This is a genomic window from Desulfovibrio sp. SGI.133 (assembly GCF_050313955.1).
GTDB lineage: Bacteria > Desulfobacterota > Desulfovibrionia > Desulfovibrionales > Desulfovibrionaceae > Desulfovibrio.
The window spans coordinates 352,863-367,207 of the sequence record NZ_JBNPMK010000001.1; the positions used below are offsets into that span (position 1 = coordinate 352,863).

The 14,345-nt window shown below is 62.3% G+C and carries 12 protein-coding genes and 2 tRNA genes; 8 read left to right on the top strand and 6 right to left on the bottom strand.

The annotated features are described in order from the left end of the window. Positions 1-147: 147 nt before the first annotated feature. The 6 genes from lysA to ybaK all read left to right on the top strand — a co-directional run bounded on the left by lysA (position 148) and on the right by ybaK (position 7,545). On the top strand, positions 148-1,428 hold the full coding sequence (gene lysA, locus ACQRBR_RS01690) for a diaminopimelate decarboxylase (RefSeq protein WP_303880428.1): 1,281 nt from the start codon (positions 148-150) through the stop codon (positions 1,426-1,428). 348 nt (positions 1,429-1,776) lie between these two features. Beyond that, complete coding sequence (locus ACQRBR_RS01695; protein ID WP_427812138.1) at positions 1,777-3,153, top strand: MATE family efflux transporter; 1,377 nt, start codon at positions 1,777-1,779, stop codon at positions 3,151-3,153. A gap of 15 nt (positions 3,154-3,168) precedes the next feature. Next, the gene (locus ACQRBR_RS01700; protein WP_427812139.1) at positions 3,169-4,044 is read left to right on the top strand and encodes a DUF2156 domain-containing protein; all 876 of its coding nucleotides are present in this window, start codon (positions 3,169-3,171) and stop codon (positions 4,042-4,044) included. Between the two features lie 9 nt (positions 4,045-4,053). After that, positions 4,054-5,415 (top strand): NlpC/P60 family N-terminal domain-containing protein, encoded by a 1,362-nt coding sequence (locus ACQRBR_RS01705; protein ID WP_427812140.1) that lies wholly within the window; start codon positions 4,054-4,056, stop codon positions 5,413-5,415. Continuing rightward, positions 5,415-7,010, top strand: coding sequence for a dephospho-CoA kinase (gene coaE / locus ACQRBR_RS01710; RefSeq protein ID WP_427812141.1), 1,596 nt, complete (start codon positions 5,415-5,417; stop codon positions 7,008-7,010). Before ACQRBR_RS01705 ends, coaE begins: the two co-directional genes overlap by 1 nt. A 40-nt stretch (positions 7,011-7,050) precedes the next feature. After that, positions 7,051-7,545: a Cys-tRNA(Pro) deacylase gene (gene ybaK, locus ACQRBR_RS01715; RefSeq protein ID WP_168935992.1), complete on the top strand. Its 495-nt coding sequence runs from the start codon at positions 7,051-7,053 to the stop codon at positions 7,543-7,545. Between the two features lie 144 nt (positions 7,546-7,689). Here ybaK and ACQRBR_RS01720 read toward each other — a convergent pair whose 3' ends face one another. The 4 genes from ACQRBR_RS01720 to ACQRBR_RS01735 form a co-directional block, all read right to left on the bottom strand. Next, the gene (locus ACQRBR_RS01720; protein ID WP_427812142.1) at positions 7,690-8,955 is read right to left on the bottom strand and encodes an O-acetylhomoserine aminocarboxypropyltransferase/cysteine synthase family protein; all 1,266 of its coding nucleotides are present in this window, start codon (positions 8,953-8,955) and stop codon (positions 7,690-7,692) included. Between the two features lie 150 nt (positions 8,956-9,105). Then, complete coding sequence (locus ACQRBR_RS01725) at positions 9,106-9,549, bottom strand: DUF523 domain-containing protein (protein ID WP_297138535.1); 444 nt, start codon at positions 9,547-9,549, stop codon at positions 9,106-9,108. After that, positions 9,549-9,827: a hypothetical protein gene (locus tag ACQRBR_RS01730; RefSeq protein WP_303880438.1), complete on the bottom strand. Its 279-nt coding sequence runs from the start codon at positions 9,825-9,827 to the stop codon at positions 9,549-9,551. The genes ACQRBR_RS01725 and ACQRBR_RS01730 overlap by 1 nt, the downstream gene beginning before the upstream one ends. A gap of 77 nt (positions 9,828-9,904) precedes the next feature. Further along, positions 9,905-11,629, bottom strand: coding sequence for a YeiH family protein (locus ACQRBR_RS01735; RefSeq protein WP_279136064.1), 1,725 nt, complete (start codon positions 11,627-11,629; stop codon positions 9,905-9,907). A gap of 422 nt (positions 11,630-12,051) precedes the next feature. Between ACQRBR_RS01735 and ACQRBR_RS01740 the strand changes: the two genes are divergently transcribed. Then, positions 12,052-12,126: transfer RNA gene (locus ACQRBR_RS01740), tRNA-Gln, on the top strand. Between the two features lie 17 nt (positions 12,127-12,143). Continuing rightward, positions 12,144-12,220 (top strand) — tRNA-Glu (locus ACQRBR_RS01745). A 183-nt stretch (positions 12,221-12,403) separates the two neighbouring features. On the opposite strand, the gene ACQRBR_RS01750 is transcribed toward ACQRBR_RS01745, so the two are convergent. Together ACQRBR_RS01750 and ACQRBR_RS01755 are read right to left on the bottom strand one after the other, a co-directional pair. Continuing rightward, on the bottom strand, positions 12,404-13,039 hold the full coding sequence (locus tag ACQRBR_RS01750) for a hypothetical protein (RefSeq protein ID WP_427812143.1): 636 nt from the start codon (positions 13,037-13,039) through the stop codon (positions 12,404-12,406). After that, entirely contained in the window at positions 13,036-14,337 is a 1,302-nt protein-coding gene (locus ACQRBR_RS01755) for a TIGR02710 family CRISPR-associated CARF protein (protein ID WP_427812144.1), read from the bottom strand. Before ACQRBR_RS01755 ends, ACQRBR_RS01750 begins: the two co-directional genes overlap by 4 nt. Positions 14,338-14,345 lie beyond the last annotated feature (8 nt).

Consider the following 14,345-nt stretch of genomic DNA (forward strand, 5'->3'; position numbering starts at 1 on the left):
CCTGCGGCACGGCCAGAAAGGCTATGAAATCGCCCTTGCCACGGGCCTGCCATCTTGACAGCCGGGGGAGGCAACAGCATATATTGAGCGCCCAAACAATTCCTGAGCCGGCCAGAGCCGGCAGCCTTTCAGACCAAGGAATCCCCTATGTCCCAGATCCGCTCCAGCTATACCGACAGTATCAATTTTTATGGTGGCCATTCTCCTCTGGATCTGGCCCAACAGTTCGGTACGCCGCTCTATGTCTATAATGAGACCGTGCTGCGCCAGCGCTGCCGCGAACTCAAGGCCCTTTCCTCCCTGCCCGGCTTTGGCGTCAACTATTCGGTCAAGGCCAACACCAACCCCGTGCTGCTGCGCATCATCCGCGAAGAAGGTCTGGTGGTGGATGCCATGAGCCCCGGCGAGCTGTACATGGACCAGCTGGCGGGCTTCACCGCCGACGAGATCCTCTACATCTCCAACAATATCTCTGAAGATGAGCTGCGCAATGCCGTCCGGCACGGCGTGCTGATCAGCGTGGATTCCCTTTCCCAGGTGGAGACCCTGGGCCGCGTCAACCCCGGCGGCAAGGTCATGGTGCGTTTCAACCCCGGTATCGGCGCCGGCCATCACGCCAAGGTCGTCACCGCCGGCAAGGAGACCAAGTTCGGCGTCTCGCCGGAACTGCTGGACGACCTGTTCGCCATCCTGAAAAAATATGACCTGCATCTGGCCGGCATCAACCAGCACATCGGCTCCCTGTTCATGGAGGCCGACGGCTACATCGCCGCTGCCGAGGTCCTGCTGCATCTGGCCGAACGTCTGCCCGCCGACGTGCTGGAAAAACTGGAAGTCATCGACTTCGGCGGCGGTTTCGGCATCCCCTACCACAAATATGAAGACCAGCCCCGTCTGGACATGGACGACCTGGGTAGCCGCCTGCACCGCCTCATCAGCGGCTGGGCGGAAAAGACCGGCTACACCGGCCGCTTCCTAGTGGAGCCCGGCCGCTATGTGGTGGCCGAATGCGGCGTCCTGCTGGGGAGCGTCAATGCCACCAAGACCAACGGTGACAGACGCTATGCTGGTACCGACCTGGGCTTCAACGTGCTGGTGCGTCCCGCCATGTACGACTCCTTCCATGATGTGGAAGTGTACCGTCAGGGCGCGCAGGGCCCGGATACCGAGACCGTGGAACAGAGCGTCGTGGGCAATATCTGCGAAAGCGGCGACATCCTGGCCAAGAACCGCCAGCTGCCCCTGCTGCATGAAGGCGACGTGCTGGGCGTGCTGGACGCCGGGGCCTACGGTTTCGTGATGTCCTCCTCCTACAACCAGCGCTGCCGGGCCGCCGAGATCCTGATCCAGGCCGACGGCAGCGTGCGTCTGATCCGCCGCCGCGAGACCCTGGAAGATCTGGCCGCCTGTTACGAGGGCCTGCTGTAATCCTGGGCCGCCTGCCTGATTTACACGAAGGGGGAAGGGGACTTTTCCAGCGGGAAAGCTCCCTCTTCCCCCTTCGAACGCTTCGGCCCGCTACGATCGCGCCTACTTTTTCCTTACAGTGACGACGTCCTGACCTGCCCGGCAGTCTACGGGACCTGATCCCCCGTCAGGGCCACAGTTTTTGCACGTCGCCTGTCCCCAGCTCTGCCGGGGCGTACGACTCCCCCGATACGCCGGCCGCTGCCGTTCACGACCTACCGAGCAAGATCTTTTTCAGCACTGTCCAGAGCCCCTGCTGCCGCCAACCTTTTCCGTGCCCTCCGCACGCAAACATTTTTGGAACACCTCATGCCGGAACCGGATCTCAGCGTTTCTCCCCGTGCCATATGGAAGCTCACCTGGCCGCAGATGCTCATGATGTATCTGGTCTTCTTCATGGGCTTCATCAATATCTGGGTGGCCGGACGCATCAGTGCCGACGTGCAGGCCGCGCTCGGCATGGTCAACCAGTGCGGCCTGTTCCTCATGGTCGTGGCCATGTCCATGTCCAGCGGTGCCACGGCAGCGGTCAGCCAATCGCTGGGAGCCAAACGCATGCGCCGTGCCCAGCGCTATGTGGGTACCACCGTCCTGGGCAGCCTGCTGGCCGGTATCTTGGTGGCTCTGCTGGGCTGGCAGCTGGGCAGCCCCATCCTTCGCATTCTCCAGATCCCGGAGCGCATCCTGCCGGTCACCGCCGGTTTCTGGGACATCACCATGCTGGCCCTGCCCGCCCAGTATGTCTACGCCGCCACCGGTGTCATGTTCCGTGCCACCCGGCAGGTCCTGCCGCCGCTCTGGGTGGCGGCCACGGTCTGCGTCTTCGACCTGCTGGGCTGTCTGGGGCTGGGTCTGGGCTGGTTCGGTCTGCCCTGCATGGGCTATATGGGCATCGCCTGGGCCAATGCCGGTGCCCAGTGCCTGGGAGCCGTGGCCAACTGCCTGCTGCTCTGTCGATCCGGCTACCTGTGCCGCAGGGCCCAGCCCACCACGCGCTGGTTGCGGGCCGGTCTGCCCTACCTGCTCAAGGTGGCTCTGCCCGCGGGCGCGGCCCAGATCGTCTGGCAATCCGGCTACCTCATGCTTTTCGTCCTGGTGGCCTCCCTGCCCTTTGACAGCATCAACGCCCTAGCGGGCCTCACCGCCGGTCTGCGCATCGAGGCCCTGCTCTTCCTGCCGGGCATGGCCTTCAACATGAGCGTCTCCGTGCTGGTGGGCAACTGTCTCGGCATGGGCGAGCCCACCAAGGCAAAGCGCGTCGCCCTGCAGATGATCATCATCGCCTCGCTGGGCATGAGCGTCGTGGCGGCCCTGCTCTGGCCCTTCCGGGCCGAACTGGCGGCCCTGCTCTCTCACGAGGCGGGCACGCAGGCCCAGATCATCAACTATCTGACCTACAATCTGCTTTCCACGCCCTTTTCCATTGCCAGCACCGTCATGGGCGGCGTCATGGTGGGCGCGGGTGCCACGCGCTACAATCTGATGGTCTACGGCGGCACCTTCTGGCTGGTACGCCTGCCGCTGGGCTGGCTGCTGGGCCACTGGCTGTGGGGCACGGCCTCCGGCGTGTTCCTGGCCATGCTGGTCTCGCAGTGTTTACAAACGGCCATCATGTTTTATGTTTTGCTGTACCGCGACTGGGCCCGCTTTGCCATGCGCGCCCGGCACCATCACGACAACAGATAACAACAGGTTCCCCTGATGAAGAATCTCTCTTTCACTCCCGTCACTCTGGACGGTCGTTCCGAATTCTACGAACTGTGGCACAAGACTCCGCGCCGATCCCTGGACTACAGCCTGCCCAATATCTGGGGCTGGCAGCAGTATTTCGGCCTGCAGTGGGCCTTTGACGGCGATCTGTGCTGGCTGCGCCAGACCGTGCCCTTCGTCACCTATTGGGCCCCTGTGGGCAACTGGGATTCCGTGGACTGGGCTGCCAGCGGCATCGACACCTGCCGCAGCTTCATCCGCGTGCCTGAAGAACTGCTGGAGCGCTGGCGCGCGGCCCTGCCGGACAAAGTCGAGGAGCACGATTCGCGCGGCCAGTGGGAATACCTGTATCTGCAGAGCGATCTGGCCACCCTGCCCGGCAACCGCTACCACAAAAAGCGCAACCATCTGCGCGGGTTCGAAAAAGCCTACGGCATCGACTACCGGCCGCTGGACGATGCCATGGTGGAAGACGTGCTGGGCCTGCAGGACGACTGGTGCCAGTGGCATGAATGCGAAGACTCCCCTTCCCTGCGAGCCGAAAATGAAGCCATCAACCGCGTGCTCTCCCACTGGGAGCTTCTGGACGGCCTGTGTGGCGGTTCCCTGTATGTGGACGGCCAGATGGTGGCCTTCAGCGTGGGGGAAGCACTGGACGAAAAGACGCTGGGGGTCCATTATGAAAAAGGGCTCAACGGTTTCCGCGGCGTCTACCAGACCATCAATGCCTGCTTTTCCCGAGAGGCGGGCAACGGCTTCGAGCTGCTGAACCGTGCCCAGGATCTGGATGAAGAAGGCCTGCGTCAGGCCAAGATGACCTATCTGCCGACGGACTTTCTGCGCAAGTATCAGGTGAGCTTCAAATAAGGGGGCATCATGACTCGGTCTTTCCTCTGGACAGGGGTACGGCTGGCGGCGCTGTGTTCGCTGCTGTTGCTGGCCGCCTGCGGCGGCAAACAGATCCCGCCGCGTGACGGCATCCCTTCCCCGCATCTGGGCACCATCCGTGACATGCGGACCTTTCCGCAGGATCTGACCGTGTTCGCCCAGCAGGCCGGTGCCGACACCCCCCTGCTGGACAGCCAGGCCCAGGCGGAGCAGGATGCGCGCTTCAACCGCATCTTCTTCGGCCCCTGGGACATGCGCAAGACCTCCATCCGCAAACGGGACGTGGAGATCTATTTCCGCAAGGCCAAGGGCTACAAATACGGTGACGTGCGCTGGACCCAGGACGAATGGGATGCCATGCGCGCCAACGCCGGTCTGAAGAGCTTCCCCAACACGGCCATGTACGGCATCACGGTGCGCAATGCCGACCTGCGCGAGATGCCCAGTCATACGCCGCGTTTCAGTGAGCCCACGCCTGACCCGCGCATCAATCCTTTCGACTACTTCCAGTATTCCCTGCTGCCGGTGGGGACGCCGGTCTTCATCGCCCACACCAGCCGTGACGGCAACTGGTACTATGTGGAGACCCCCGTGGCCGCGGGCTGGGTGGACGCCAATGATATCGGCATCGTGGACGAGCCCTTCGAGGCCAGCTACAAAACCGGCAGCTATGTGGCCGTGCTGCGCGACAACGTCCCCCTGCCCGGCAGCCTGGCCGGACAGGTCAATATCGGCACGGTCCTGCCCCTGGCCCCGTCCCAGAGCGACAACACCCGCCTGGCGGTGCTGGTCCCCGTCAAGAACGGCAGCCGGGCGGGCGTGGTCACGCTGACGCTGGCTCATGAAGACGCCGCCATCAAGCCCCTGCCCATGACCCCGGCGCAGGTGGCCCTCATCGGCAACGTCATGATGGGGCAGCGCTACGGCTGGGGCGGCATGTTCGGCGACCGCGACTGCTCCGCCCTGACCCGCGAGCTGCTGACGCCCTTCGGCATCTGGCTGCCCCGCAACTCCCTGTCCCAGGCGCGCAGCGGACGGCGCATCATGCTGGACGGCATGAGCATCAAGGAAAAGGAAAAGGCCATCCTGCGTGACGGCGTCCCCTTCCTGACCCTGGTCTGGCTGCGCGGGCACATCATGCTCTATGTGGGGCCCTACAAGGGACGGCCCGCCATCTTCCACAACGTCTGGGGCGTGCGCACCGTGGAGGGCGCCAGCGACAACGAGCGCTTCGTCATCGGCCGTGCCGTGGTCAGCTCCATCACGCCCGGCAGCGAACTGCGCAATCTGTACCGCACCACCACCTTTGGTGACCGCGTGAACAGCATCACCATTCTGGGAGGCCGTTGATGAGCGGGGAAAGCCCTCGTCAGCTGGACTTCCGTGTGGCGGGCGCTCTGGTGGGGCAGCGGCTGGACAAGGCCCTGTGCGGCCTGCTGCCCGACCTCTCGCGGGCTGCCGTGCAGCGTGCCATCACGGCCGGTACCTGTCGCATCGACGGGCTGCCGGTCTCCACGGCGTCCCTCAAGCTCAAGGCCGGCCAGGAGGTCCGTTTCGACCTGCCCGATACGGCCAACGAGCTTCGCGCCGAAGACGAAGCCGTGGACATCCTCTGGCAGGACGAGCATCTGCTGCTGTGCAACAAACCTGCGGGCCTGACGGTCCATCCCTGTCCGTCTTGCCCGGAAAACACGCTTGTCCAGCGCCTGCTGCACCACTTTCCGCGTTTGCGGGAACAGGAAGGATTGCGCCCCGGTGTGGTCCATCGTCTGGACAAGGATACCAGCGGCCTTTTGCTCGTGGCCCTGGACGAGCCCACCCGCCTGCGCATGAGCGAGGCCTTTGCCCGGCGGGAAGTCCACAAGGAATATCTGGCCCTGGTGCAGGGCGTGCCCCCGCAGACGGGCACCTGCCGGGAACCTCTGGGCCGCCATCCTACCGCCAAGGTCAAGATGGCCGTTGTCCCGGAGAACCGGGGCGGCAAGGCGGCCCACAGCGACTGGCGTGTGCTCTGGCGCAGCCCGCGCAAAGATTTTTCGCTGGTGGCCGTGCGCATCCATACCGGGCGCACGCACCAGATCCGCGTCCACATGGCGCATGTGGGACATCCCCTGCTGGGTGATGCCCTGTACGCCCCGGCCCCTGTGGCGGCCCGTGCCCCGCGCCAGATGCTGCATGCCTGGCACATCAGTTTTTGTCATCCCCTGTCGGGCGAAGAGCTGGAGTTCTTCTGCCCGCCGCCCGACGACATGCTCCAGTCCATCCTGAACAACAGCAGTCGCATGCAGCGGCTGGTCATCACCGGCAATCCCGGTTGCGGCAAGTCGACCCTCACCCATGCCTTGGAAGAGGCGGGCCTGCCCACGGTCAGCGCCGATGCCCTGGTGGCGCAGCTCTATGCCGCCGGTGGCGAGATGGCCGATTATCTGGGCCGCCGCTTCGGGGAACGTTTGCTGGAGGATGACGGCAGCGTGTGCAAACCCGCTTTGCTGGAGGCCATGCAGCAGGATCCCGGCCTGCGCAAAGAAGTGGAGCAGATGGTCCATGCCTTGGTCTGGGACGCCATCCTGGCCTTCTGGGACAAGGCGGAAGCCGAGGGAAAGGACTGCGCCGTGGCGGAGATCCCCCTGTATTTCGAATGCGGCTGGCACAAGGCCGGTCTGCCCGGGGCCCTGAGCCTGACGGTACGCTGCCCGCGCGAGATCCGCCTGCAACGCATCATGGCCACCCGCGGCTGGAGCGAAGAAAAAGCCGCGACTCTGGAAGCCTGGCAGTGGCCAGCCGAGCGCAAGGAAGCCGCCAGTGACCTGGTGGTGGACAATGCCGGGACACCGGCGGACCTTCACGCCCGCATCCCCGCTCTGCTGGGACAGCTGACAGCACTGCGGCAACAGGCACAAGATAATATCCTCCGGCAGGTCACGGCCTGCTGGCAGGCCAAATGACGCCATCCCCCGTTTCGATCACAAGTTTATCGCAAGCACTATGAGCAGCAAAAAAATAGCCAAGACCAATGCCGCGCGCCTGCTGGAGCGTCTGGAGATCCCCTTCACCCTGCATCAGGCCGATGTGGACGAAAGCGACCTTTCCGCCGTGACCATGGCCCACAAGCTGGGCGTGGATCCCGGCTGTGTCTTCAAAACCCTGGTGGCCCGCGGTGACAAAACAGGCGTCATCATGGCCTGCATCCCCGCCGCGGCGGAACTGAACCTGAAAGCCCTGGCCACGGCATCCGGCAACAAGCATGTGGAGATGGTCCACCTCAAGGAAGTCCTGCCCCTGACAGGCTACATCCGCGGCGGTTGTTCGCCGCTGGCAGCCAAAAAGGATTACCCCGTCTTTCTGGATGAACACGCCATCCTCTGGGAGCAGATCTACATCAGCGCCGGACAGCGCGGGGTGCAGCTCTGCCTTTCGCCGGACGACCTGTGCCGGGCCACCGGCGCCACCATGGCCGAGATCGCCAATAATGCAGACTGAAACAGTTTGCAAAAGACAGCAAAAAAGTCTGACTTCCTCTTCTGTCTGTCCCTGACGAAGCAGGAGAAGACTATCAGCCTCAACGCAAAGAGAGCGGGCCCCCTGCGGGACCCGCTCTCTTATTTTATACCGTATCGTTATGGCTTAGGCCTGAGCCAGCGCCTGCGACAGATCTTCCAGAAGGTCGTCGATATTTTCCAGACCGACGGACAGGCGGACAATGCCGGGCGTGATGCCCGCTTCCGTGAGCTGCTCGTCACTGAGCTGGCGATGCGTGGAGCTGGCCGGATGCAGGACACAGGTACGGATATCGGCCACATGCACCTGCAGAGACACCATCTTCAGGCTGTCGATGAAGCGAGCCCCGGCGTCGCGGCCGCCCTTGAGCGAGAAGGAAATGACGCCGCTGCAGCCCTTGGGCAGGTATTTTTCGGCCAGGGCCTTGTCGTGGCTATCCGACAGCCAGGGGTAGCAGACGCTCTCCACCTTGTCGTGCCCGGCCAGGAAGGTCGCCACAGCTTCGGCATTGCGGCAGTGGCGTTCCATGCGCAGGGGCAGGGTCTCCAGGCCCTGATTGATGTAGAAGGCGCCCTGCGGCGTCTGGCAGCAGCCCAGGTCACGCATAAGCTGCACGCGGGCCTTGACGATGAAGGCCGCCTTGCCGAAGGCCTTGGTATAGATCAGGCCATGATACGAGGCGTCGGGCTCGGTGAATTCGGGGAAGCGCCCGGAAGTCCAGTCGAACTTGCCGCTGTCCACGATGACGCCGCCCATCTGCAGGGCATGGCCGTCCATGTATTTGGTGGTGGAGTGGACGACGATGTCGGCACCGAAATCGAAGGGACGGCAGAGCACAGGCGTGGCAAAGGTATTGTCCACGATCAGGGGCAGACCGTGACGATGGGCCAGGGCCGCGATGCGTTCGATGTCCAGCACATCCATGGAAGGATTGGTCAGGGTCTCGCCGAACACGGCCTTGGTGTTGGGGCGGATGGCCTTCTCGATCTCGGCGTCATCGGCCCGCTGGTCCACGAAGGTCACTTCGATGCCCATTTTCTTCAGCGTCACGGCGAACAGGTTGAAGGTGCCGCCGTAGATGCTGGCCATGCTGACCACATGGTCGCCGCTCTGGGCCAGGTTGAGGATGGCGATGAGGTTGGCAGCCTGTCCCGAAGAGGTGCACAGGGCGCCGACGCCGCCTTCCAGAGCCGCGATTTTCTGCTCCACGGCGTCCACCGTGGGATTACCCAGACGGGTGTAGAAAAAGCCGGAAGTTTCCAGGTCAAAAAGCTTGGCCACTTCGGCCGTGGAGTCATAAGTAAAGGTCGTGCTCTGCACGATGGGCAGTACCCGGGGCTCACCGTTCTTGGGGGTATAGCCCGCATGCAGGCAAAGCGATTCGGTTTTCATGGGTTCCTCGTTCCGTAAAAAGTCCATTCGGCAGCGTCTGCCGGCCTTTTTTCTTATCTGATGGATAGGAGAAACACAAGCCGCAGCGCCCCAAAACAAAAGCCCGTCCTCAGGGAAGACGGGCAACAACGGCAACGACCATTCACAGGTCTAGATATCTTCGGGCAGATGTTCCTCGGTATACAGGGCGAACCCGGCCTCGCGCAGCATGCGTGCCCACAGCCCGTCACCGGGACAAAGGGTACGGCTGAACGTGCCGTCATAGATCTGCCCCACACCGCAGGAGGGCGAACGCCGCTTGAGGATGGCCGCCGTACAGCCGTGCCTGCGGGCCGTCTCCATGGCCAGGCGGGCCCCCCGGAGGAAATCCTCCGTCAGATCCCTGCCATCCTGCGACAGGACGCGCCCTTCTCTGATCTCGCACGGCGGGCGGGGCACGGGCAGGCAGGCCAGACCTTCAGGACAGGCCGTGACGGCCTCTCCCCTGCGCACCAGTTCTTGGACCGCAGCACAGGCGTTGCTCCCGCCGTCATAGCGGCAAAATTCTCCGGCCAGACAGGCGCTGACCACAAAACGGCATACAGGCGTCGTCATCACAGCTCCGCATTCCGGCGCTGGGCTATGGCCAGTTCGCGCCGCTCGGCCATCCCGGCTTTGACGGCACGCTTCATGGCCTCCTCGGCAGACTGTACCACAGGGACATTGGTGTAATACAGGGCACCGCTGTCCAGCCCGTTCTCTTCCTGGACGCGGTCATAATGCTGCCAGGCAGGGCTCAAGGCCACAAGGCGCGGCGTGATGACCGCAAAAAAGACCCACAGGCCGACGCCCCAGAGGACAAGCTTGCCCATCTTGAAGATTCTGTCATTCATGAGGATCACCCTACACCGGAACATCCGGGAAAAAAAGGGGCCGTTCCCGGAACGGCCCCCTTGATTGCAGATGAAGCTTAGATCTTGGCCGTGATTTCGGGGAAGACCTTGTAGAACATGATCCAGGCCATGAGCAGCGTCAGGGCCAGGTTCAGGGACTGACCGCAGACATAGAGCAGGATGGGCTTGCCGCCCTTGAAGTACTTGCCCAGTTCGCGGAAGTTGGTGGTCAGACCGATGGACACGAAGGCCAGGGCGAAGAACCAGCCGCGCAGAGGCACGGAGATCTTGTTGATGCCGTTATCCACCAGCATCTTGCCCACATCGGCACCCAGGGAGGAGCTGACCACGGACATGACGATGGAAGCCGTCAGGAAGCCCAGCACGAACTTGGGGAAGCGGTGCCAGATCTCCATGGCGCTGACCTTCTGGCCTTCCTGCACGTCCACCTTGGCGCACCAGTACATGGCCACGCAGAAGGCCGTCACACCGATGAGCACGTTCTGGATCATCTTGACCGTAGCGGCCACCTGCAGGGCCTTGGGACCGATGAAGGCACCGGCAGCGGCCACGGCGCCGGTGGCGTCCACGGTACCGCCGATCCAGGCGCCGCCCAGGATCTCAGGCATGCCCACCCAGTTGATGAAGGCGGGCATGGCCACCATCATGATGGCGGTGAAGGTCAGGGACAGACCGATGGACAGGGTCAGTTCTTCCTTCTTGGCGCGGCAGGCAGCGGCGGTGGCGATGGCCGCCGAGGTACCGCACACGGACATGTCGGCGGAAATGACCATGTTCAGGGTACGGGAAGGCATCTTGAGCACCTTCTGGCCGAAAATGAAGGTGCTGATGAGCACGATGGGGGTCACCACCCAGGCCACGAAGATGCCGGGGATACCGATGGCCAGGATCTTGTGGAACAGCACTTCGGCACCCAGCAGCACCAGACCGGCCTTGATGAAGTATTCCACCTGGGCGCCGTCCTTGACCAGCTTGGGCGTGCCGATGGTGTTGGCGATGATCATGCCGATGGCGATGGACCAGATCTCGGCGTTGATGCCGTACAGGCGCATGGTCTTCTGGTTGCCCAGGATGTTGGCCAGCACGCAGAGGGCATAGATGATGAGGAAGGAGACGAAGAACTTGCCGGGGTTCATGCCCATGAACACGGCACCGACGGTGCACAGGGCGCCCAGCACCAGACCCAGCACGATGAGGGTGGGGATACGGTTGAAGGGCTTGGCCAGACCGGAAGCAGCCTTGGAGGCCTTCTTTTCGGCGCTCTGCCAGGAGTCGATGGCGGCCTTGGCGGCATCGTTCAGACCGGCGTCCTGATAACCGGCAGCGGCGGCGGCATCCTGGGCGGCCTTAGCCGTGACCAGAGCCTCGGCAGCGGCCTGCTTGGCAGCTTCGACCTTGGGCTTGAGGGCGGCGTTGCGCTCATCCGCGCGGGCCTGATCCATCATCAGGGCATCCAGAGGATTGTCGGTCCAGCGGGCGGGCGTCTTCAGATAAGCGATGACATCAGCCACCTGGGACTGCTTCTGGGCCTGCACGTTTTTCTGGGCGGCAGTGGCCTTGTACCATTCGATGGTCTTGAAGGGCTTGCTTTCCTCAGCCTTGATGATGGTCTCGTATTCGTTGAACTTGGCTTCCAGGGCCGGACGCTGGCCAAAGCACAGCCAGGCGGCCACGATCAGGAAGAAAAAGCCGATCCAGATGGCCCAGTAGTCTTCCTTCTTCCACAAGTCGGACCACTGTGACTTGGCACGGTCGACAACGACTTCGTTGTTTTGTTCCATAACAGACAACCTCCGTTTGCGGCCGGGCTGCTCCCCGCCACGTCGTATTGAAAATGGCAACAAGAAGGCTTCTTGCGGAGCGTTCCCTCCCATCCCGAAAAAAGACAGCGGCTTTTTTCACAAACCATCTTGCTTTTGCGGCGCGCACAGGCGCACATCCCAAGGATAATACCAGGCAAATGGACAAAGTAAAGTAAACTATTCTCACAGGATAGAAACATTCACTGCGTAATGTCACCATGAAAAATCAATAGGTTAGATATCATGTGAAATATTTTGTAATGCAGCATCCCGTGACCGTGCCAAGGGACGCTTTCCTCCTGCCTGCTCCCGCATTTTTTCTGCCGGATACGATGCTTCAAAATTTTTTCGATTTTTTTGTTGACAAGGGGGCAGGTTTTGCGTAGGTTCCATTTTCGCGATGGGCTGTCGTTCAATTGGCAGGACGGCGGATTCTGGCTCCGCTAATCAAGGTTCGAGTCCTTGCAGCCCAGCCATCAAAACTTCATAGTGCGTCCCCATCGTCTAGCCGGCCCAGGACAACGGCCTTTCACGCCGTCGACAGGGGTTCAAATCCCCTTGGGGACGCCAAAGAAATCAAGCCCTTACGAGAAATCGTGAGGGCTTTTTCGTTGTGGGGCAAATCTGCCCCACCAGATGCCCCACAAATTTTGGAAAAAGTTTTCCGGCTCGGATAACCCTCGGAGAAATTCGCACATTTGAAAAAGGCCAGATGAGAAACGATAGGCTGTATGGTGTGAAGCGCAAAGCGTTTCAAATTTCTGCGGCCTGCCGTGCCGCAAGGCAGGATATGGCCAGCTGTCGGGCGCGTTCTTCGGACAGACCTCCAAGCGGCAGCTCGCAGATGCGATGCCAGTCCCTGTGGGCCTGTGCGCTGACAGCCTGGCGCGAGTCCGCGTCTACGACCTGCCAAAAGCCCGAGGCGCAGGGGGACGCGGCAACTTCCCGCAGCAGATCGTAACGGGTGGCTGCCCGCAGTTCGCTATAGCGTCCGGCCTTCATGTGCAGGCGGGCCGTCATGCAGCCTGCCTGCCGCCATGCCGGCGGCAGTTGAAGTTGCGCGGCCCATACGGCGGCGAGACGGACGCCCCGCAGCTCATGCCCGTAGTGATGGGGCCACAGCGCGGCGGGCGTCGTGAGCTTGCCGGCATCGTGGGCAAGAGCCATCCAGACGGCCGGCGGATTGCCTGCCACGGCATTCATACAGCGGGCCAGATGATCCAGCACGGAACCGGCATGATATGGGAGCGGCCCCGCCGGAATACGGGGCGCGTCCGCCAGAAAATTGAGGCGAGGCCCCTGCCCCGCAAGCAGCAGACGGCGCAGCAGATCGCCGGGCTGAGCCGCGCACAGCAGGCGAAAGAACAGCAGATTTACGGTCGTTTTCAAAGCAGCAGGCTTTTCCAGTTCAGGACGGGGAAATGTGGCAAATCGTCCTGATGCAGACCCAGCATGGTCAGCGTTATGTCCATAAGTTTACGGCAGGCTTCCGCGCTGACAGGCGTGTAACCGTGCGCCAGCAGCGAACCGTTGCGGGCTTCCAGCGTTTTCAGCAGTACCGTTTCATGGCGGCTGTAGACCTGCCCCAGCGGATCGTCGAGGGCGGCCAGAAGCTGAAAGGATTTTTGCAGTCCGATGCGGATGATGCCATCCGCTCCCTGCTGGGACAGCAGAGCCTGCCGCAATTCCTGCGGCACGTGTTCCGGAAGCTGCTCCGGCAGAAGGCGACTGTTGTCCAGTCCGTGGGCTGTCATGAGGCGGATTTTTGCGCTTTTTTCAATGGCGCTGTAAAGGCGGGCCACGGCGTCATCGTAGCGCCCTGCTCCGGCGCGGCGCGCGGCATTGGCCAGCAGATCACACAGATACGCCCCGCCGCAGTCGGCGGGCGGTGTCTCTGTTGAGGATCGCAGGAAACGGGCGTCCTGTACGATCTGTTCCAGCCGGGTCTGCTGGTTCCGGAAGTCCGTCAGCAGCTCAAGAAGCGGCGTATGTCCGAGCACAAAGGCCTCCAGCCTGCCGAGGGCCTGCCGCAGTTTGGAGAGAGCTTTGCCGTGATCGAAGGCATCCCACAGAGCGCAGCCCTCCAGCAGTTCCGCAATTCCGCCATAAAATTTTTCCTTGCCGGAAACTTTTACGGCAAGTTCCCGGGCGATAGTCAGGGCCGCGGTAAAGTCCCCGGCATTGAAGAAGCGGGCCAGAGAGCGGACTTCGCGCAGGGCCATGACTTCCCAGGGATTGTCCTGTTTCATGAAGGTTTCGTGCCCGGATTCCACCACGCCGAGGCCGTTCTTGCTGCGGGTGTCCCCGCCCACATAGGCAAAACGGCTGCGATACTCCATCATCACCAGCGTCAGAGCGGAGGACATGACCTTGGTGCCGCCGGTGATGTCCGCTATCAGCAGGCTGTCTTCCGGCAGGCCCATGCCGCGCAGGCCGTCGGCAATACCGGCGCGCATATCGCGGACGCAGGCCAGCAGGTCCTGATAGTCGGAAAGCGTGACGGTGTGACTGTCTTCGATGCCGTGCCAGTCCAGCGTGCTTTCTATGCCCTGTCGTATGGTCTTCCGGGACTCGGCGGACGCAATATAGATGATATAGCGCGGCCGCTGCTGATTGATGCTTTTGCGAATGGGTTCCGGGGAACCGCCCACGGAACAGACCAGCACAAAATCCTGAATTTCTTCCATGCGGTCTC

What these genes read in the sequence shown, in the direction of transcription:
- lysA (WP_303880428.1), top strand. Translation starts at nt 148, where the DNA reads ATGTCCCAGATCCGCTCCAGCTATACCGACAGTATCAATTTTTATGGT.
- ACQRBR_RS01695 (WP_427812138.1), top strand. Translation starts at nt 1,777, where the DNA reads ATGCCGGAACCGGATCTCAGCGTTTCTCCCCGTGCCATATGGAAGCTC.
- ACQRBR_RS01700 (WP_427812139.1), top strand. Translation starts at nt 3,169, where the DNA reads ATGAAGAATCTCTCTTTCACTCCCGTCACTCTGGACGGTCGTTCCGAA.
- ACQRBR_RS01705 (WP_427812140.1), top strand. Translation starts at nt 4,054, where the DNA reads ATGACTCGGTCTTTCCTCTGGACAGGGGTACGGCTGGCGGCGCTGTGT.
- coaE (WP_427812141.1), top strand. Translation starts at nt 5,415, where the DNA reads ATGAGCGGGGAAAGCCCTCGTCAGCTGGACTTCCGTGTGGCGGGCGCT.
- ybaK (WP_168935992.1), top strand. Translation starts at nt 7,051, where the DNA reads ATGAGCAGCAAAAAAATAGCCAAGACCAATGCCGCGCGCCTGCTGGAG.
- ACQRBR_RS01720 (WP_427812142.1), bottom strand. Translation starts at nt 8,955, where the DNA reads ATGAAAACCGAATCGCTTTGCCTGCATGCGGGCTATACCCCCAAGAAC.
- ACQRBR_RS01725 (WP_297138535.1), bottom strand. Translation starts at nt 9,549, where the DNA reads ATGACGACGCCTGTATGCCGTTTTGTGGTCAGCGCCTGTCTGGCCGGA.
- ACQRBR_RS01730 (WP_303880438.1), bottom strand. Translation starts at nt 9,827, where the DNA reads ATGAATGACAGAATCTTCAAGATGGGCAAGCTTGTCCTCTGGGGCGTC.
- ACQRBR_RS01735 (WP_279136064.1), bottom strand. Translation starts at nt 11,629, where the DNA reads ATGGAACAAAACAACGAAGTCGTTGTCGACCGTGCCAAGTCACAGTGG.
- ACQRBR_RS01755 (WP_427812144.1), bottom strand. Translation starts at nt 14,337, where the DNA reads ATGGAAGAAATTCAGGATTTTGTGCTGGTCTGTTCCGTGGGCGGTTCC.